General features: G+C 68.4%; 19 protein-coding genes. 3 read left to right on the top strand and 16 right to left on the bottom strand.

Features of this window, described 5'->3' with window-relative positions; translation table 11 throughout:
* Window position 1: 1 nt before the first annotated feature.
* Complete coding sequence (locus OHS81_RS29900; RefSeq protein ID WP_328388342.1) at window positions 2-217, top strand: hypothetical protein; 216 nt, start codon at window positions 2-4, stop codon at window positions 215-217.
* Window positions 218-335: 118 nt separating this feature from the next.
* Here OHS81_RS29900 and tatC read toward each other — a convergent pair whose 3' ends face one another.
* The 10 genes from tatC to OHS81_RS29850 form a co-directional block, all read right to left on the bottom strand.
* Window positions 336-1,298: a twin-arginine translocase subunit TatC gene (gene tatC, locus OHS81_RS29895; protein WP_328388340.1), complete on the bottom strand. Its 963-nt coding sequence runs from the start codon at window positions 1,296-1,298 to the stop codon at window positions 336-338.
* Between the two features lie 65 nt (window positions 1,299-1,363).
* Window positions 1,364-1,663, bottom strand: coding sequence for a Sec-independent protein translocase subunit TatA (tatA, locus tag OHS81_RS29890; protein WP_328388338.1), 300 nt, complete (start codon window positions 1,661-1,663; stop codon window positions 1,364-1,366).
* 221 nt (window positions 1,664-1,884) lie between these two features.
* On the bottom strand, window positions 1,885-2,088 hold the full coding sequence (locus OHS81_RS29885; RefSeq protein WP_328388336.1) for a hypothetical protein: 204 nt from the start codon (window positions 2,086-2,088) through the stop codon (window positions 1,885-1,887).
* A 17-nt stretch (window positions 2,089-2,105) separates the two neighbouring features.
* A complete protein-coding gene (locus OHS81_RS29880; RefSeq protein ID WP_328388334.1) occupies window positions 2,106-2,366 on the bottom strand; it encodes a hypothetical protein in 261 nt (86 codons plus the stop codon).
* 58 nt (window positions 2,367-2,424) lie between these two features.
* On the bottom strand, window positions 2,425-3,375 hold the full coding sequence (locus OHS81_RS29875) for a helix-turn-helix transcriptional regulator (RefSeq protein ID WP_328388332.1): 951 nt from the start codon (window positions 3,373-3,375) through the stop codon (window positions 2,425-2,427).
* 16 nt (window positions 3,376-3,391) lie between these two features.
* On the bottom strand, window positions 3,392-4,360 hold the full coding sequence (locus OHS81_RS29870) for a helix-turn-helix transcriptional regulator (RefSeq protein ID WP_328388330.1): 969 nt from the start codon (window positions 4,358-4,360) through the stop codon (window positions 3,392-3,394).
* A gap of 164 nt (window positions 4,361-4,524) precedes the next feature.
* Window positions 4,525-4,899, bottom strand: a complete 375-nt coding sequence (locus OHS81_RS29865; protein WP_018087767.1) for an FKBP-type peptidyl-prolyl cis-trans isomerase — start codon at window positions 4,897-4,899, stop codon at window positions 4,525-4,527.
* A gap of 57 nt (window positions 4,900-4,956) precedes the next feature.
* A complete protein-coding gene (locus tag OHS81_RS29860) occupies window positions 4,957-5,841 on the bottom strand; it encodes an FKBP-type peptidyl-prolyl cis-trans isomerase (protein WP_328388328.1) in 885 nt (294 codons plus the stop codon).
* 262 nt (window positions 5,842-6,103) lie between these two features.
* Entirely contained in the window at window positions 6,104-7,465 is a 1,362-nt protein-coding gene (gene pafA, locus OHS81_RS29855; RefSeq protein ID WP_129297219.1) for a Pup--protein ligase, read from the bottom strand.
* A 9-nt stretch (window positions 7,466-7,474) separates the two neighbouring features.
* Entirely contained in the window at window positions 7,475-8,734 is a 1,260-nt protein-coding gene (locus OHS81_RS29850; protein WP_328388326.1) for an MFS transporter, read from the bottom strand.
* Between the two features lie 122 nt (window positions 8,735-8,856).
* On the opposite strand from OHS81_RS29850, the gene OHS81_RS29845 reads away from it, so the two are divergent.
* Window positions 8,857-9,906 carry a LacI family DNA-binding transcriptional regulator gene (locus OHS81_RS29845; protein WP_328388324.1) on the top strand — a complete coding sequence of 350 codons (1,050 nt, stop codon included), beginning with the start codon at window positions 8,857-8,859 and terminating at the stop codon, window positions 9,904-9,906.
* Between the two features lie 70 nt (window positions 9,907-9,976).
* On the opposite strand, the gene prcA is transcribed toward OHS81_RS29845, so the two are convergent.
* The 6 genes from prcA to arc form a co-directional block, all read right to left on the bottom strand.
* Window positions 9,977-10,849 carry a proteasome subunit alpha gene (gene prcA / locus OHS81_RS29840; RefSeq protein ID WP_328388322.1) on the bottom strand — a complete coding sequence of 291 codons (873 nt, stop codon included), beginning with the start codon at window positions 10,847-10,849 and terminating at the stop codon, window positions 9,977-9,979.
* A gap of 69 nt (window positions 10,850-10,918) precedes the next feature.
* Window positions 10,919-11,764: a proteasome subunit beta gene (gene prcB, locus OHS81_RS29835; RefSeq protein WP_328388320.1), complete on the bottom strand. Its 846-nt coding sequence runs from the start codon at window positions 11,762-11,764 to the stop codon at window positions 10,919-10,921.
* On the bottom strand, window positions 11,716-12,069 hold the full coding sequence (locus OHS81_RS29830; protein WP_328388319.1) for an endonuclease VII domain-containing protein: 354 nt from the start codon (window positions 12,067-12,069) through the stop codon (window positions 11,716-11,718). The genes prcB and OHS81_RS29830 overlap by 49 nt, the downstream gene beginning before the upstream one ends.
* 128 nt (window positions 12,070-12,197) lie before the next feature.
* Window positions 12,198-12,416 carry a ubiquitin-like protein Pup gene (locus tag OHS81_RS29825; protein WP_088796879.1) on the bottom strand — a complete coding sequence of 73 codons (219 nt, stop codon included), beginning with the start codon at window positions 12,414-12,416 and terminating at the stop codon, window positions 12,198-12,200.
* A gap of 189 nt (window positions 12,417-12,605) precedes the next feature.
* Window positions 12,606-14,117: a depupylase/deamidase Dop gene (dop, locus tag OHS81_RS29820; RefSeq protein ID WP_443058785.1), complete on the bottom strand. Its 1,512-nt coding sequence runs from the start codon at window positions 14,115-14,117 to the stop codon at window positions 12,606-12,608.
* A 276-nt stretch (window positions 14,118-14,393) separates the two neighbouring features.
* On the bottom strand, window positions 14,394-16,160 hold the full coding sequence (arc, locus tag OHS81_RS29815; protein ID WP_088796881.1) for a proteasome ATPase: 1,767 nt from the start codon (window positions 16,158-16,160) through the stop codon (window positions 14,394-14,396).
* Between the two features lie 249 nt (window positions 16,161-16,409).
* On the opposite strand from arc, the gene OHS81_RS29810 reads away from it, so the two are divergent.
* On the top strand, window positions 16,410-16,703 hold the full coding sequence (locus OHS81_RS29810) for a ferredoxin (RefSeq protein ID WP_088796882.1): 294 nt from the start codon (window positions 16,410-16,412) through the stop codon (window positions 16,701-16,703).
* Window positions 16,704-16,720 lie beyond the last annotated feature (17 nt).

Raw genomic sequence — 16,720 nt, 5'->3', positions numbered from 1 at the left:
CGTGCTTACGAGCCTACCGGCCACCTCTGACAACGACCGGATCTTTATGCGCAGCCTTTGCCCGCGGACGCATCTCAAGAAGTCTGCGATCGCGGCCACGACGAACGCGCTGTTCAACAACAAGTGGTGCGCCAACGTCAACGCCAACAGCGGCGGTCACACCGTCCTGTGGAACGAGCCGCTGAGCTTCGCGGCGGCCAAGGGCGGTCGCTGCTGACTCTGCCCGACCGCGAAAGAAGGCGGCCCCATCGGAGATCCGATGGGGCCGCCTTCTTGGTGCGTCACCGCTCCCGGCCACCGCAACAGGCCGCGCCCGGCGCGCGGCCGTCCGCCGGTCACGTCACGTCGTCGAATCCTCCGCGCCGGCCCGTGTCGCCGCTCTCCGCGTCGCCGCTCGCCTGCTCCGGCAGCATCCGGCCGGAGGAGACCGACTCGATCTCGCCGACCGCGGAAGGCGTCAGGTCGAGTTCCGAGGCCTCGTCGTCGCTCAGTCCCGCGTCCGGGTTGCCCCGCTTGCGGCGGCGGTCGTTGAGCAGGCAGATGCCGGCGGCGCCGAAGTACAGCACCACGATCGGAGCGGCCAGCAGCCCCATGGTCAGCGGGTCACCGGTCGGGGTGGCGACGGCCGCGAAGACCGTGATGCCCAGCACCATGAACCGCCACCAGCTCAGGATCCGGCCGCCGGTCAGCACCCCGCCGAAGTTGAGCAGCACCAGCAGCAGCGGAAGCTCGAAGGCGAGACCGAAGACCACGATCATGCGCGTGACGATGTCGAAGAAGTCGTCGGCCGGGAAGAAGTTGGCCCAGTCCTCCGGGGTCAGGCCGACCAGGGCGGCGGCCGTGGTGGGCAGCACCGCGTAGGCGAGGTAGGCACCGGCGAGGAAGAGCGGCACTCCGGCGCCGACGAAGCTCAGCGCGTACTTCTTCTCGTGGCGGTGCAGCCCCGGCGCGAGGAAGGCCCAGAGCTGGTAGAGCCACACCGGGCTGGAAGCGACGACACCTGTCGTGAGGGAGAGCTTGAGCATGATCGTGAACGGTGCGAGCAGACCGTTCGCGACGACCTGGGCACAGGGGTGGTCGCGCGGCCCGGTCGTGCTGCCCTTGGCGCAGCCGACCGAATGGATGACCGGCCCCGTGATGAAGTGGGCGATGGCGTCGTACTGCCACATGGCGATGACGGTGATCACACCCATCGCCAGCACCGACTTCAGCAGCCGGTTGCGCAGCTCGCGCAGATGCGCCGCCAGCGGCATCCGCCCCTCGGGGTCCTTCTCCTGCTTGCGGGCAGACTTGGGCAACCCACGTCCTCGTCTCGTGCGTCAGCCTTTCCCGAAACGGATCGGTGCGGCTGGATCGGTTCGGCTCAGCTCTGGGTGGTGCGGTGCGGCTCGGCCACCGGGCGGGAGCTGTTCACATCACCGGGCGCCGCCTGAATCGTACGAGGAGCCTGCTGTGCGGCGTCGGCGGGCGCCTCGGACGTGGCGCCGGTCGTGGCACCGCCCTCCGAGTCACCGTCCTTCTTCATCGCCTTGGCCTCACTCTTGAGAATGCGGGCCGACTTGCCGAGCGACCGCGCCATGTCCGGAAGTTTCTTCGCGCCGAAGAGCAGCACAATCACGACGAGGATCAGGATGATCTCGGGGGCCCTCAGGTTGCTGAGCATCTGCGACTACCTTCTCGCCGGGGCGGCGTCTGCTGTGGTGCCTGCCGATAGGGTCGGACTGGCTTCCTGGTGCTGGCACGATCGTAACGTTCGGTGGTGAACGCCGGGCAATCCCCTCGCGTACTCGCGATTGCCGCGGGCATCGTGCTGTCTGAACCGCTGATGCAGGGTACCTCTCCGCCCGGCGCGGCAGCAGAGCGCCGACGCCTCCGGCTACCTCTTCACTCCCGGCCCGCCTCGTGCATCCGGGACGCCAGCGGAACCGCCGCCCGCTCCAGGTCCTCGGCGGCCCGCTGGATCCGCTCCGAGGATGCACCGACCTGACGGGCCAGCCGCCGCACCTCGGCGAAGACACGTACGGCCAGGACACCGAGCACGGCGATCCCGGCGAAGCCGAGGGCGATTGCGATCATGGGCCAGAGCATGGGGACGAGCCTATCGGTCAGCCCGTGTGCAGCCGCAGCGTGCGGACCCCACCGCCGGTCAGCAGCTCGACGATCCGCTCGCCTGCCGGTTTGCGCACCGCACGGCGGCAGTCGGGGCAGGTGAAGGAGTAGAAGGTGGTGCGGCTGCTGGCGCCGATCGCCAGCCGGAAGGCGTCCGAGGCCAGCTCGAAGCGGCCCCGGCAGTCCGGGCAGGCAGCTTTGAAGAGCACCGGCGCGGCCATGCCCGCCAGGGTGGTGGTCACCATCGTGGTCGTCATCCTTCGCTGCCGTCTCCTGCTCCCTGCGCAAGGCGGTGCGCCGCCCGGCGCGCCCTCTTCACTCGCCGTACGCCGCGAGCGCCTGATCGGCGGCCTGCCGCGCACTGTCCGCGAGCTCCTGCGGCGCCACGATCCGGCCGTCCCGGCCCAGGCGCAGCGCCAGCCGCCGCAGCGACGCCGGATCCGGGGTGCGCAGGGTGATGCGCAATCCGCCGTCGGGAAGCTCCTCGGCGCTGTCGTGCGGGTAGTACTCGGCGACCCAGCGGCCGCCGGGCCCGACCTCGATGGACACCTCGGGGTCCTCGGCCGCGGGCTGCACCAGTCCCTCCGACAGATCGCGCAGCTCGACCGGCGGCGGGTCGGCGGGGGCGTCCAGCAGCTTGATCTCGGCGACCCGGTCGAGCCGGAAGGTGCGCCGGGCCTCGGAGAGCCGGCACCACGCCTCCATATAGGTGTGGCCGACGGCGAACAGCCGGATCGGGTCGACCTCGCGCTCGGTCAGCTCGTCGCGGGCCGGGGAGTAGTAGCGCAGCCACAGCCGCCGCCGCTCGGCGATGGCGCGGTCCACGTCGGCGAAGACCCCGCCCTCGGACTCGAAGGTCACCGACAGCCGGGCACTGGCACCGGCCGCCTCGCCGGCCGCCGCCTCCAGCTTGGCGGTGGCCCGCAGCAGCGCCTGCCGGTCGCCCTCGCGCAGCCCGGGCAGGGTCGCCACGGCCCGGGCCGCGACCAGCAGCGCGGTCGCCTCGTCGGCGGCCAGCCGCAGCGGCTCGGCGACATCGTCGGGGTTGTGCCACCAGATGCGGTCGCCGTCGGTGTCGATGTCGAGGAGGTCGCCGCCGCGGAAGCTCGTCCCGCACATCGGCAGGATGTCGAGATCGGCGATCAGCTCGTCCTCGGTGATACCGAAGGCGCGGGCGACGTCGCCGACGCGGGCGCCGGGGCGCTCGCGCAGATAGGTCACCAGGGACAGCATCCGGCGGGTCTGGTCGATCGCGTTCGTCGCCATGGGTCTCGTATCCCTCTCAGCCCTTGGCCACGGCACGCAGCCGGTCGATGACCTCGGCGCGCAGTTCCGCGGGTTCCAGTACGACCACATCGGGCCCGAACTCCACGAGCCAGGCGTCGAGGCCGTGGCCGTTGGGGATCTCCAGCTCGTCCCAGCCGCCGCCCAGCTCGCGGACGGTGAGCGCGCGGGCGCGCAGCGGATAGCCGTGCTCGGCGCGGAGCTTGATCCTGGCGGTGCCGGTCGCGGTCTCCCCGGCCCAGCTCTCGACGGTCTCGCGGACGGTGACGTGATCGGGCACCGGCGCGGTGAACGCCCCTTGCCGGGAACGGACCTTGCCGGTGATCCGGGAGAGCCGGAAGACCCGTTCCGCCTTGCGCTCACGGTCCCAGCCGGCGACGTACCAATGGCCCCGCCAGCACTCCAGGATCCACGGTTCGACCTGCCGCTGCTCGGGGCGGGCGGCGTTCGACTTGCGGTAGTCGAAGATGACCGGGCGGCGGTCCCGGCAGGCCAGCATCAACGGCTCGAAGGCGGCTTCATGGGCAGGGATACGGGGTTCCAGGGCGCTGTGCGGCTGCCCGGCGTCGTAGTCCGCTCCGTCCCCGGCCAGTGGCATACCCGCCGCGCGCAGCTTCTGGAGCGCGCCGCTGGCGGCACCGGCCAGCCGGGCCTGCTGCCAGATCTTCGCGGCGAGCCCGAGGGCGGCGGCCTCCTCGGCATCCAGGGTGATCGGGGGCAGGCGGTTGCTGTCGCGGCGGGCGAGATAGCCGATGTCGCCCTCGATGCCCTCGACGGTCTCGATGACCAGGCCGAGCTCGCGCAGATCATCCTTGTCGCGCTCGAACATGCGGTTGAACGAGTCGTCGCTGCCCGCCTCGATATAGGCCTCGATGGACGACCTCAGCTCACGCTTGGTCAGCGGGCGTCGCGTCCCCAGCAGGCACAGCGCCAGATTCATCAGCCGCTCGGCCTTGGCAATGGCCATCGACGCCCTTTCTCGTGGAACTCCCGATCGTTGACCGTACCGCTCGGGGAGGTCAGGGCAAAGCCGGACGGGGAAGCAGGCAGACAGCCCCGAGGGCCCGCGCCGGCACGGCACGGGCCCTCGGGAACGTCAGCGGCGGTCGCGCACCGCGACCGGCAACGGTCTCAGACGGAGACCAGGTCGCAGACGAAGATCAGCGTCTCGCCCGGGGCGATCCGGCCGCCGCCGGCACCGCGGTCGCCGTACGCGAGGTGCGCGGGGATGGTCAGCCGGCGGCGGCCACCGACCTTCATGCCCTGCACGCCCTGGTCCCAGCCGGCGATGACCTGGCCGGCGCCCAGCTGGAACTGCAGCGGCTTACCGCGGTTCCAGCTCGCGTCGAACTCCTCGCCGGTGCTGAACGACACGCCGACGTAGTGGACGGAGACGGTGTCCCCGGCCTTGGCGACCGGCCCGTCGCCCTCCGTCAGGTCCACGATCTCGAGCTCGGTGGGAGCCGGGCCCTCAGGAAAGTCGATCTCGGGCTTGTCGATGCTCACGAATGTGCTCCTACTTACGAATCTTTACGACTACGGCGTCAGTCTCGCAGATCGGCGTCAGCTGACGCTGAGCACGTCCACAGAGAACACCAGATCGGAGCCGATGGACTTCTGCTGCTGCTCGGTCAGCTTGCTCTTGGGCACCACGATCAGCACCCGGCTGCCGGCCTTCTTGCCCTTGAGGCCTTCCTTCCACCCCGGCAGCTGCGCGACCGGCACGTCCTGCGCCCCGGGCTGCCCCGGCGCCCAGGTGTCGGCGATCACCTTGCCGTCCTTCCAGGTGACCACCGTGTAGTTGGCACGCACGATGCTCTTGTCACTGATCGTCGCGCCCTTGCCCTGGATGATCGTCTCGCTCTTGACGTCCTTCGGCGCGTCCTGGCCCTTGGGCAGGGTGATCTTCGGCGCCTTGTCGTCGATGGCGGTCCCGACCTTGGGGAGATCGGAGTCGTTCTGCGCGACCGGCTTGCCCTCGATCTTGCTCGGCATGATCTTCTTGAGATCGACGACGAAGACCAGCGTGGAGTTGGCGGGAATGTTCTGCTGCGCCTGCGCGCCGTACCCCTTGTCCGGCGGGATGACCAACTCGACGCGGCTGCCGAGCTTCTGACCCACCAGGCCCTCGTCCCAGCCCTTGATGACCTTGCCGCTGCCGATCTCGAAGGTGGCCGGCGCGCCGCGGTCCCAGCTGTTGTCGAACGCCTTGCCGTCCCAGGTCTGGCCGAGGTAGTTGGCGTTCAGGGCCTCGCCCTTCTTCACCTCCGGCCCGTCACCCTTTTTGAGGACCTTGACCTGAAGCTTCTTGGGAGGGGTGCCCTCACCCTTGTCGACCTTGGGCTTGGCATCCGCCTGGCCGCTCACCGCCGGCACGGAGCCGGCCTTGGATGAGTCGTCATTGCCGCAGGCCGCTGCAGAGACGAGAAGCAGGGGCACGGCGATCATGGCTGCGATTGGGCGTCGGCGCACGTATATCCCTCAAAACGGGCTGCGATCAGTGAATGGACAGATCCACTCTAGCCACGCCACACAACAATGGCGGGCCCGTGTCACACGGACCCCGCCACTGTCCCATCCCACCGGCCCCTTCACCGGCACCACACGCCTGCGACGCCATTACTTGACCGGACCGGAGTCCCTACCGCGAGTGACGCAGGGACCCGGCCCGGCACCGGCGGCGGCATACTCCCGCATCCGGCGCATCCGGTCACATGCCGGCGATCAGTTTCTCCACCCGGTCGTCCACCGAACGGAAGGGGTCCTTGCACAGCACCGTCCGCTGCGCCTGGTCATTCAGCTTGAGATGCACCCAGTCGACCGTGAAATCACGGCGCTGCTCCTGCGCCCGGCGAATGAAGTCACCGCGCAGCCTGGCGCGAGTGGTCTGCGGCGGCACCGACTTGCCCTCGAAGATTTTCAAGTCGTTACAGATCCGCGCCGCTTGCCCCTTCCGCTCCAGGAGGTAGTACAGCCCCCGGCGGCGATGAATGTCGTGATACGCGAGGTCTATCTGCGCCACCCGGGGGTGGGACATGGTGATGTTGTTCTTTGTGCGATACCGCTCGATCAGCTGATGTTTCATCACCCAGTCGATCTCGGTGGAGATACGGTCGAGCTCTTCCTCCCGGATCGCCTCGAGCGTACGGCCCCACAGCTCCAGGACCCGCTCGACGGTGCCCGTACGGATTCCGCGGCGGTCGCAGAAATCCACGGCCTTTTCGTAGTACTCCTGCTGCACTTCGAGCGCCGATGCCTCGCGCCCGCTGGCCAGCCGCACCTTGCGCTGCCCGGTGATGTCATGGCTGACCTCACGGATGGCCCGGATCGGGTTCTCCAGCGTCAGATCCCGCATGACCGTGCCCGCCTCGATCATGCGCAGCACGAGATCGGTGGCCCCGACCTTCAGCATCATGGTCGTCTCGGACATATTGGAGTCACCGACGATGACGTGCAGCCGGCGATAACGCTCGGCATCCGCATGCGGTTCATCGCGGGTGTTGATGATCGGCCGGGAACGGGTCGTCGCCGAGGAGACCCCCTCCCAGATGTGCTCCGCGCGCTGGCTGACGCAGTAGACGGCACCCCGCGGAGTCTGCAGCACCTTGCCCGCGCCACACAGCAGCTGACGGGTGACGAGGAACGGAATGAGGATGTCCGCGAGCCGGGAGAACTCACCATGGCGGGCCACGAGGTAATTCTCGTGACATCCGTAGGAGTTTCCCGCCGAATCGGTGTTGTTCTTGAAGAGATAGACGTCGCCCGCGATTCCCTCCTCATGCAGGCGGCGCTCGGCGTCGACGAGCAGGCCTTCGAGAATGCGCTCGCCGGCCTTGTCGTGCGTGACCAGCTCGGTCACGTTGTCGCACTCGGGAGTTGCGTATTCCGGGTGCGAACCCACGTCCAAGTACAGGCGGGCACCGTTCCGCAGGAAGACATTGCTGCTGCGGCCCCATGACACGACACGGCGGAAGAGGTACCGCGCCACTTCGTCAGGCGACAGTCGGCGCTGTCCCCTGAACGTGCACGTGACGCCGTACTCGTTCTCCAGCCCGAAAATGCGGCGGTCCATGACTGAACATTACGCCTGACGGCCTGCTCTGAAACCGGGTTCGGCGGCCCCGTTTCGATCATTTTCCGCCGGGGCCGCACCCGCCGTGCGCGGCACGGGTTCCCCGAGAAATCGCTTCGTCGACAAAAGGACGAGCAGCGCGGCGAGCCCACCGGCGCCGGCCACCGCGAAACCCGCCACCGCACCACCGCCCTCCACCGCCGGACCCACCACGGAAGCACCCGCCGCCGATCCGACACCGAACGTCGTCACCAGCCAGGAAAACGCCTCCGTCACCGTCCCCCGGGGCGCATGACGGTCCACCACCACGAAGGCACAGGCCAGCGCCGGCGCCAGGAACACCCCCGCGACCCCGGTCAACACCGTCATTCCGGCCACCCCCGGAACCAGCACCAGCGGCAGATAGCCCAGCGCCAGCAGACCGATCAGCAGCCGCAGCCGGCTCTCCGGCCGCCCCGGCCACTCGCGCGCGCCGTAGCCGAGGCCACCGATCAGCGCGCCGACACCCAGCGCGGACAGCAGCCAGCTGGAGACCATCCCCCCGCCGCGCTCCTCCGCGTACGCCACCGCCGCGACCGCGATCGAGCCCAGCGCCAGCCCCACGAAGAAGAACGCCCCGATCAGCACCAGCATCCCGGCCGAACGCAACGCCCCCAGCCAGTGCGCCTCCCGCGGCCCGCTGCGCCACTGCCGGGACGGTTCACAGACCACTACGGAGAGCGCCCCGAGGACCCCGAGCAGGTTGATCACCAACAGCGCCGCACCCTCCGACCAGGCCGCCACGCACAGCGTCACCAGCAACGGTCCCACCGCGAACATGACTTCCTGCGCCACCGCGTCCAGCGCATAGGCGGCATGCACCCGGTCCGCGCGCTTGAGGACCCCGGGCCACAGCGCCCGCAGGCCGCCCTCCAGGGGCGGGGTGAAGAAACCGGCGATCACCATGGCGGCGCAGGCGAGCCACAGCACATCCAGGCCGACGGCCGCGAGCAGCGCCATACCGAGAGCGGAGAGCACCGCGGCGGGCAGCATCACCCGCGGCTGGCCGTAGAGGTCCACCGCCCGGCCCAGCAGCGGCTGGCCGATGGCGTTGCAGACGCCGTAGACCGCGGAGAGCGCACCGGCCAGGGCGTAGCTGCCGCCGTCGGCGCGTACGAAGAGGATCACGGCCAGCGCCGCGGTGGCGTTCGGCAGCCTGCCGACCAACGTCCCCGCCAGGAGCCGGGCCGCGTGCCGGGTTCTGAGCAACTCCGCATATCCCGCGGCCATCCCTGCCCCTTTTCCGTCCGGACCGGGCCGGACATGTTACGTATAACCTTCGCCGTTATACGTACCATGACCCTCATCCGCAGTCCACCCGCCATCGCCGTGCACAAGGAGCGAAACACCCGGTGACCAGCAACGAGACCAGCACACCCGGCCGGCGCCCGGCCGCCGCGCGCACGACCAGCCGGGACGTGGCCCGTGCCGCCGGGGTCTCCCAGGCCACCGTCTCGCTCGTCCTGGGCGACAAATGGCGCGGCCGGGTCTCCCCCGCCAAGGCCGAAGCCGTCCGCACCGCCGCCCGCGAGCTGGGCTACCGCCCCAATCTCGCCGCCCGCAGCCTGCGGATGGGCCGCACCCGCACCGTATTGCTGGTCGTCCCCGCCCTGACCACCGAATTCTTCGCCCGCGTCTACACCGGCGCGGCCCGGGTCGCCGCCGACCACGACTTCGGAGTGGTCCTCTACCCCTCCCCCGAAGGCATCGGCCCGGCCCGCGACCCCTTCGACTCCGCGGCGGCCACGCTGGACGGCGTGATCGCCTCATCGATGGCCGCCGAAGCCCTCACCGCGCTCCGCGACGCGGACCTGCCGCTGGTCATGCTGGACAGCGACCCCGACGACGACCGGGCCACCGCCACCGTCAACCTCGACATCGCCGACGGCGTCCAGCAGTTGACCAGCCATCTGACGGCCCTCGGCCACCGCCGCATCACCCACCTCGCCGCCGATGTGGACTCCTGGACCTTCGATCTGCGCGCCCTCGCCGTCACCGAAGCCCTGAAGGGCATCCCTGGCGCACTGCTGCGCCGGCAGCCGTCCGCCTTCGGTGTCGACGCCGGGCTGCACGCCGCCCACGCCGCCCTGACCGCCCCCGGCCCCCGCCCCACGGCCCTGCTCTGCGACGACGACATCATCGCCGCGGGCGCCTGCAAAGCCGTACGCCGACTGGGCCTGCGGGTCCCCGAGGACGTCTCCGTCACCGGCTTCGACGACCTGGCCCTGGCCCTCGCCGTCGAGCCGGAGCTGACGACCGTACGGCTGCCCGCCGAGGAGTTCGGCGAGGCCGGGATGCGGGCCCTGATGAGCGTGCTCGACGGCCGCCCGGCCGAAGCCCCCACCCTGCCGGTCGAACTGATCACGCGGGGCTCCACCGCCCCGGCCGCGGACGCCCCGTGAAACGCGGCGCGCCCCGGCGGGCAGTGACCCACCGGGGCGCGCGACCGGGGACACGCCCCGGAGCATGACGTCAGAGCAGCGGCTCCCCGTCGGAGCCCTCCCCGCCTGACGCTCCCTTGCCGTTGTCCGCCTTGCTTCCCTTGTCCTTCGAGCCCTTGCCGCCGGTTCCCCCGGCGGTGGTCCCGGACTCCCCGGCACCGGCGTCCGCATCCGCGTCCGCCGCCTCGCCGGCGTCCGCCCCGCCGCTCTCGTCCAGCAGCCGGGACAGCTGCCGCCCCAGGATCCGCTTGAACTTGCGCTGCTGGGGACGCGTACGGTCCAGCGTCGCGACCTCCAGCTGCTCGGCGGTCAGCCGGCGCTCGCCGCCGTTGTTGTCCCGCGACAGCGACTCCACGGCCAGCTTGAGCGCCTCGGCCAGCGTCATACCGTCGCGGTGACGCTGGTCGAGATAGCTGCTGATCTGGTCCGCGCTGCCGCCGACCGCCACCGAGCCGTGCTCGTCGACGATCGAGCCGTCATGCGGCAGCCGGTAGATCTGGTCGTCCTCGGGGGCCGCGCCGACCTCGGCGACGATCAGCTCGACCTCGTAGGGCTTCTCGGCGGCGCTGGAGAAGATCGTGCCGAGCGTCTGGGCATAGACATTCGCCAGGCCCCGCGCGGTCACGTCCTCGCGGTCGTAGGTGTAGCCCCGCAGATCGGCGTAGCGCACCCCGCCGATCCGCAGGTTCTCGAACTCGTTGTACTTGCCGACCGCCGCGAAGGCGATCCGGTCATAGATCTCGCTGACCTTGTGGAGGGCGCGGGAGGGATTCTCGGCGACGAAGACCACGCCGTCGGTGTACTGCAGCACCACGACACTCCGGCCGCGCGCGATGCCCTTGCGGGCGTACTCGGCGCGGTCCGCCATGGCCTGCTGGGGTGAGACATAGAACGGCGTCGACACCGGCTATCCGTCCCTTCCTGTCAAAAGCTCTCTCGGTAGCTGGGGGAGCACTGCGGATCGTCCGTCCCGTCAGAGCAGCGCGGCGCGCGGGCCGTCGGGCAGTTCGAGGCGGCGCTCGTGCACGGCACGGGCGATCTCCGAGACCTCGTCCCCGGTGAGCCTCTTGAAGCCGTCTTCGGTGATCACCGTGACGATGGGGTAGATCCTCCGCGCCATATCGGGCCCGCCGGTCGCGGAGTCGTCATCGGCCGCGTCATAGAGCGCCTGGACGACGGCGGTGGCGGCCTGATCCTCCGTGAAATCTTCCCGGAAGAGCTTCTTCAGTGCACTGCGCGCAAAGACCGAGCCGGAACCCGTCGCCGCGAAACCGTGCTCCTCCGACCGCCCGCCGGTCACGTCGTACGAGAAGATACGGCCCTTGTCGCGGTCGAGGTCGAAGCCAGCGAACAACGGCACCACGGCCAGGCCCTGCATGGCCATCCCCAGATTGCTGCGAATCATCGTCGACAGACGATTCGCCTTGCCCTCCAGGGAGAGTTGGGCACCCTCGACCTTCTCGAAGTGCTCCAGCTCCAGCTGGAAGAGCTTGACCATCTCCACCGCGAGGCCGGCCGTGCCCGCGATGCCGACCGCCGAATACTCGTCGGCCGGGAAAACCTTCTCGATATCACGCTGCGCGATGACATTGCCCATTGTCGCCCGCCGGTCACCGGCGAGCACCACGCCTCCGGGGAACGCCGCGGCAACGATCGTCGTGCCGTGCGGCGCCTCGATGGCACCCTGCACCGGCGGCAACGGGCGGTTGCCCGGCAGCAGAGCGGGCGAGTGCTCACCGAGGAAATCCATGAAGGACGAGGATCCAGGCGTCAGGAAGGCAGCTGGTAGACGCCCGGTGCTTCGAGTATTGGCTTCCACACGTTTCCTTCCAGATACTCGGCCGCCCGCCTCAATACGTCCGGCCGATCCTTGAATTGACCCAAGGCTGCATTGCAACTGAAGCACAGTACGCCTCGGACCCTACCCGTCTCGTGATCGTGATCCACCTGCACGGGGTCGGCATCCAGGCAGATCGGGCACATCCAGCGCTGCTCCGTGCAGCAGTGCTTGTCGCCTGCCGGCACCTCCACTCGCGGCCGAACGTTGCGCCCCTTGGCCACCTGACGAGCCTGGTGGTACACCGACGCGCAACCCCGGCGGCAGGCCCGCAGCCCGTCACCCATCGCCCTGTTCCTTGCGAAGGCTGTCCGCGGCTTGTCCTCCTTGCACCGCGGACAGCGCTTCACACCCTGGCCTTCTGACACGCGAAGCCCCCACCGCCCGCAAGCCTTCGATTCCAAGGGAATCAGGCCTATTGCCCGCCCTTTTGCACGAAGGAGCGCACGAAATCTTCCGCGTTCTCCTCGAGGACATCGTCAATCTCGTCCAGTACCGAGTCCACGTCGTCCGACAACTTTTCCTGGCGTTCCTTGAGGTCTTCCGAGGCCTGCGCGTCCTCTGTCTGCTCCTCGACCTCTTCCGTGGAACGCGTGGCCTTCGCCTGTCCGCCGCCGCTGTCCTTGGTCGCCATGTCCCTCACCCCGCTCGGTTCGCCCCGCTCGATGTGACCTTCAAGATCCGACCCTACAAGCAGGGTCCGACATCGGCCCTGCAGTTGCTGCAACGCCCGGGAGTCACCTCATTGATTCCCGCACCGCGGCGATTTCAGCCGCGGATCGGCTGTGGATCTTGAGGAATTCTGTCGTGCACCTGCCGAAGCTCAGCGGCCGGACAGCGTCCTCACCAGCTCCTCCGCGGTACGGCAGCGGTCAAGAAGCTCCTTGACGTGCTTCCGGGTCCCCCGCAGTGGCTCCAGCGTGGGAACCCGTTGCAGGGAGTCACGCCCGGGCAGATCGAAGATGACCGAATCCCATGAGGCGGCCGCGACATCGTCCGCGTACTGCTCCAGGCAGCGGCCGCGGAAGTATGCCCGGGTGTCCTCTGGAGGCTTCTGCTCGGCCCGCTCGACCTGGGACTCATCCATGAGCCGCTTCATCTTCCCGCGGGCCGCCAGACGGTTGTACAGGCCCTTCTCGGGCCGCACGTCGGCGTACTGCAGGTCGATGAGGTGCAGTCGCGCCGCGTCCCACTCCAGGCCGTCGCGGCGCCGGTAGCCCTCCATCAGCTCCCGCTTGGCGACCCAGTCCAGCTCGCCGGACAGGCTCATCGGGTCGTTCTCCAGCCGGCCGAGCACGTCCTCCCACCGGGTCAGGACGTCCTTGGTCTGCTCGTCCGCATCCGCTCCGTAGCGGTCTTCGACGTATTTGCGGGCCAGCTCGAAGTACTCCATCTGGAGCTGTACGCCGGTGAGCGTACGGCCGCTGCGGAGCGTGATCAGATGTTGCAGGGAGGGGTCGTGCGAGACCTGGTGGAGGGTGCGCACCGGCTGGTCGACGGCCAGGTCGACGGCGATGAAGCCGTCCTCGATCATCGAGAGCACCAGGGAGGTGGTGCCCAGTTTCAGATACGTCGAGATCTCGGAGAGGTTCGCGTCCCCGATGATCACGTGGAGCCGGCGGTACTTCTCCGCGTCGGCGTGCGGTTCGTCGCGGGTGTTGATGATGGGCCGTTTGAGCGTCGTCTCCAGCCCGACCTCCACCTCGAAGTAGTCGGCGCGCTGGCTGAGCTGGAAGCCGTGCTCGTGGCCGTCCTGGCCGATGCCGACCCGGCCGGCGCCGGTGACCACCTGGCGGGAGACGAAGAACGGCGTCAGGTGCCGCACGATGTCCGAGAAGGGGGTCTCCCGCTTCATCAGGTAGTTCTCGTGCGTCCCGTAGGAGGCGCCCTTGTTGTCGGTGTTGTTCTTGTAGAGGTGGATGGGCTGGGCGCCGGGGACCTGGGCGGCCCGTTCGGCCGCCTCGGCCATGATCCGCTCGCCGGCCTTGTCCCACAGCACCGCGTCCCGTGGATTGGTGACCTCGGGGGCGCTGTATTCGGGATGGGCATGGTCGACGTACAGCCTGGCGCCATTGGTGAGGATCACGTTCGCCAGACCGATGTCCTCGTCCGTGAGCTGGCTGGCGTCCGCATTTTCGCGTGCGAGGTCGAAGCCGCGGGCGTCCCGCAGCGGGTTCTCCTCCTCGAAGTCCCAGCGGGCACGGCGTGCCCGGTGCATCGCTGCCGCGTAGGCGTTGACGACCTGGGACGAGGTGAGCATGGCATTGGCGTTCGGGTGACCGGGGACGGAGATCCCGTACTCCGTCTCGATTCCCATTACTCGCCGTACGGTCATGCGGCCCTCCTTGCCCGGCGGCGCCCCCGGATGGGGTCGGCGCTCAAGTACCGCGGTGCCTCCGGTCCGTGCGCGTGCCCCGGGCCCGCACAGGGTGACGCTGCGGTACCGAAGAGCCTAGAACGCCTTTGCGGCGCTGGGGAGATCATTACAGTCATTGCTCCAGTCCGGTTTTCCCTGGTCCACCGCGCCCTTATGGGGTGCGGTTCCGGCACCCCCGGAAAAGCGTCCGGCTGCGGACGCCCCGTGCAGGACATCCGCAGCCGGAGAGCGGTGTTACAGGTATTGGCCGGTATTCGCCACCGTATCGATGGAGCGACCGGTGTCCGCGCCCTGCTTTCCGGTGACGAGCGTACGGATGTAGACGATCCGCTCGCCCTTCTTTCCGGAGATACGGGCCCAGTCGTCCGGGTTGGTGGTGTTGGGCAGGTCCTCGTTCTCCTTGAACTCGTCCACGCATGCCTGGAGGAGGTGGGAGACGCGAAGCCCCTTCTGATTGTGTTCGAGGAAGGCCTTGATGGCCATCTTCTTTGCGCGTCCTACGATGTTTTCGATCATCGCACCGGAGTTGAAGTCCTTGAAATAGAGGACTTCCTTGTCACCATTGGCGTAGGTGACCTCCAGGAAGCGATTCTCCTCGGATTCCGCATACATCTGCTCGACGACGGATTGAATCATTCCGCTCACTGCGGCCTTCCGCGAGTCGCCGTGTTCGGCGAGGTCATCGGAGTGCAGCGGAAGATTTTCCGTGAGGTACTTCGAGAAGATGTCCTTGGCGGCCTCCGCGTCCGGTCGCTCGATCTTGATCTTCACGTCGAGACGGCCGGGGCGCAGGATCGCCGGGTCGATCATGTCCTCGCGGTTCGAGGCACCGATCACGATCACGTTTTCGAGGCCCTCGACACCGTCGATCTCGGAGAGCAGCTGCGGGACGATGGTGTTCTCCACGTCCGAGCTGACGCCGGATCCCCGGGTACGGAAGAGGGAGTCCATCTCGTCGAAGAAGACGATGACGGGGGTGCCCTCGCTCGCCTTTTCCCTGGCCCGCTGGAAGACCAGCCGGATGTGCCGCTCCGTCTCACCGACGTATTTGTTGAGCAGCTCGGGGCCCTTGATGTTGAGGAAGAAGCTCTTCCCCGCGGGCTGCCCGGTCACCTCGGCGACCTTTTTGGCAAGGGAGTTGGCGACCGCTTTGGCGATGAGAGTCTTGCCGCAGCCCGGCGGGCCGTAGAGCAAGACGCCCTTGGGCGGGCGGAGTTCGTGCTCCTTGAAGAGGTCGGGGTAGAGGTACGGAAGCTCGACCGCATCCCGGATCAGTTCGATCTGGCCGCCCAGACCGCCGATCTTGGTGTAGTCGATGTCCGGGACCTCTTCGAGGACGAGCTCTTCGACCTCGCTCTTCGGGATGACCTCGTAGACGTACCCGGAACGGGGCTCGAGGAGCAGGGCGTCGCCGGGGCGGATGGTGATGTCCAGCAGCGGCTCGGCGAGCCTGACCACCCGTTCCTCGTCGGTGTGCCCGATCACCAGGGCGCGCTCGCCGTCCTCGAGGATCTCCTTGAGGGTGACGATGTCGCCGGCGCTCTCGAACTCCATGGCCTCGACCACGTTGAGCGCTTCATTGAGCATGACCTCCTGGCCACGCCTGAGGTCCCCGGTCTCCACGCTGGGGCTGACATTCACCCGGAGCTTTCTGCCTCCGGTGAAAATGTCGACCGTGTCGTCCTCGTTCGCCTGCAGGAAGACACCGAAGCCGGCCGGCGGCTGTGCGAGCCGGTCGACCTCCTCCTTGAGCGCGACGATCTGGTCGCGGGCCTCGCGGAGAGTATTGGCGAGACGCTCGTTCTGCGCCGAGACGCCGGCCAGGTTGGTCTGCAGCTCGACGATCCGCTCTTCGAGAATCCTCGTGTGACGCGGCGAGTCGGCGAGCTTGCGTCGCAGGACGGCGATCTCCTGCTCGAGATAGGCAACCTGGCCGGCGGGATCTTCAGACCCCCGCCCCGGCCGGATGCCGCGGTTGATGTCGTCGTCGTGGGCTGCCACGGTCCTCACCTCCTCCAAGGAGCTGGACGCTTCCTGACCCTACCTGGGCCGGTGCAGGTTGAAACCCCTAGATCGAAAAGACTGTCGGGGCGTGTCCGATCTTCACCCTTGCGCACGTCCTCACGCCAAGGGAATACCCACCCAACAACATCGGAAAGCGAGCGGTTGTATGGTCGAGTCGGTCAACACCCGTCAGGGCTGGCGCCACTTAGACAAAAACGGTTCACGTACGCAGGAACGGCAGGCGAGATGACCGCGCAGGACGAAGCCCCAGAGCTGGAAGTGTGGATCGACCAGGATCTGTGCACCGGGGACGGCATCTGTGCGCAGTACGCGCCGGAGGTCTTCGAGCTCGACATCGACGGGCTGGCCTATGTGAAGAGCACCGAGGACGAGCTGCTGCAGGACAAGGGGGCCACAACCCCCGTCCCGCTGAAGCTGCTCGATGACGTCCGGGACTCCGCGAAGGAGTGCCCCGGGGACTGCATCCACGTCCGCCGCGTCAAGGACCTGGTCGAGGTCTACGGACCGGACGCGGAGTAGCCGGCGCGGCGCGGACC

It is taken from the genome of Streptomyces sp. NBC_00400, from assembly GCF_036048035.1.
In the GTDB taxonomy this organism is placed as follows: domain Bacteria; phylum Actinomycetota; class Actinomycetes; order Streptomycetales; family Streptomycetaceae; genus Streptomyces.
This window is presented reverse-complemented; position numbering and strand designations above follow the sequence as displayed.

What these genes read in the sequence shown, in the direction of transcription:
- tatA (WP_328388338.1), bottom strand. Translation starts at nt 1,663, where the DNA reads ATGCTCAGCAACCTGAGGGCCCCCGAGATCATCCTGATCCTCGTCGTG.
- OHS81_RS29885 (WP_328388336.1), bottom strand. Translation starts at nt 2,088, where the DNA reads ATGCTCTGGCCCATGATCGCAATCGCCCTCGGCTTCGCCGGGATCGCC.
- OHS81_RS29880 (WP_328388334.1), bottom strand. Translation starts at nt 2,366, where the DNA reads ATGACGACCACGATGGTGACCACCACCCTGGCGGGCATGGCCGCGCCG.
- OHS81_RS29875 (WP_328388332.1), bottom strand. Translation starts at nt 3,375, where the DNA reads ATGGCGACGAACGCGATCGACCAGACCCGCCGGATGCTGTCCCTGGTG.
- OHS81_RS29870 (WP_328388330.1), bottom strand. Translation starts at nt 4,360, where the DNA reads ATGGCCATTGCCAAGGCCGAGCGGCTGATGAATCTGGCGCTGTGCCTG.
- OHS81_RS29860 (WP_328388328.1), bottom strand. Translation starts at nt 5,841, where the DNA reads ATGATCGCCGTGCCCCTGCTTCTCGTCTCTGCAGCGGCCTGCGGCAAT.
- pafA (WP_129297219.1), bottom strand. Translation starts at nt 7,465, where the DNA reads ATGGACCGCCGCATTTTCGGGCTGGAGAACGAGTACGGCGTCACGTGC.
- OHS81_RS29850 (WP_328388326.1), bottom strand. Translation starts at nt 8,734, where the DNA reads ATGGCCGCGGGATATGCGGAGTTGCTCAGAACCCGGCACGCGGCCCGG.
- OHS81_RS29830 (WP_328388319.1), bottom strand. Translation starts at nt 12,069, where the DNA reads ATGGGTGACGGGCTGCGGGCCTGCCGCCGGGGTTGCGCGTCGGTGTAC.
- OHS81_RS29825 (WP_088796879.1), bottom strand. Translation starts at nt 12,416, where the DNA reads ATGGCGACCAAGGACAGCGGCGGCGGACAGGCGAAGGCCACGCGTTCC.
- dop (WP_443058785.1), bottom strand. Translation starts at nt 14,117, where the DNA reads ATGACCGTACGGCGAGTAATGGGAATCGAGACGGAGTACGGGATCTCC.
- OHS81_RS29810 (WP_088796882.1), top strand. Translation starts at nt 16,410, where the DNA reads ATGACCGCGCAGGACGAAGCCCCAGAGCTGGAAGTGTGGATCGACCAG.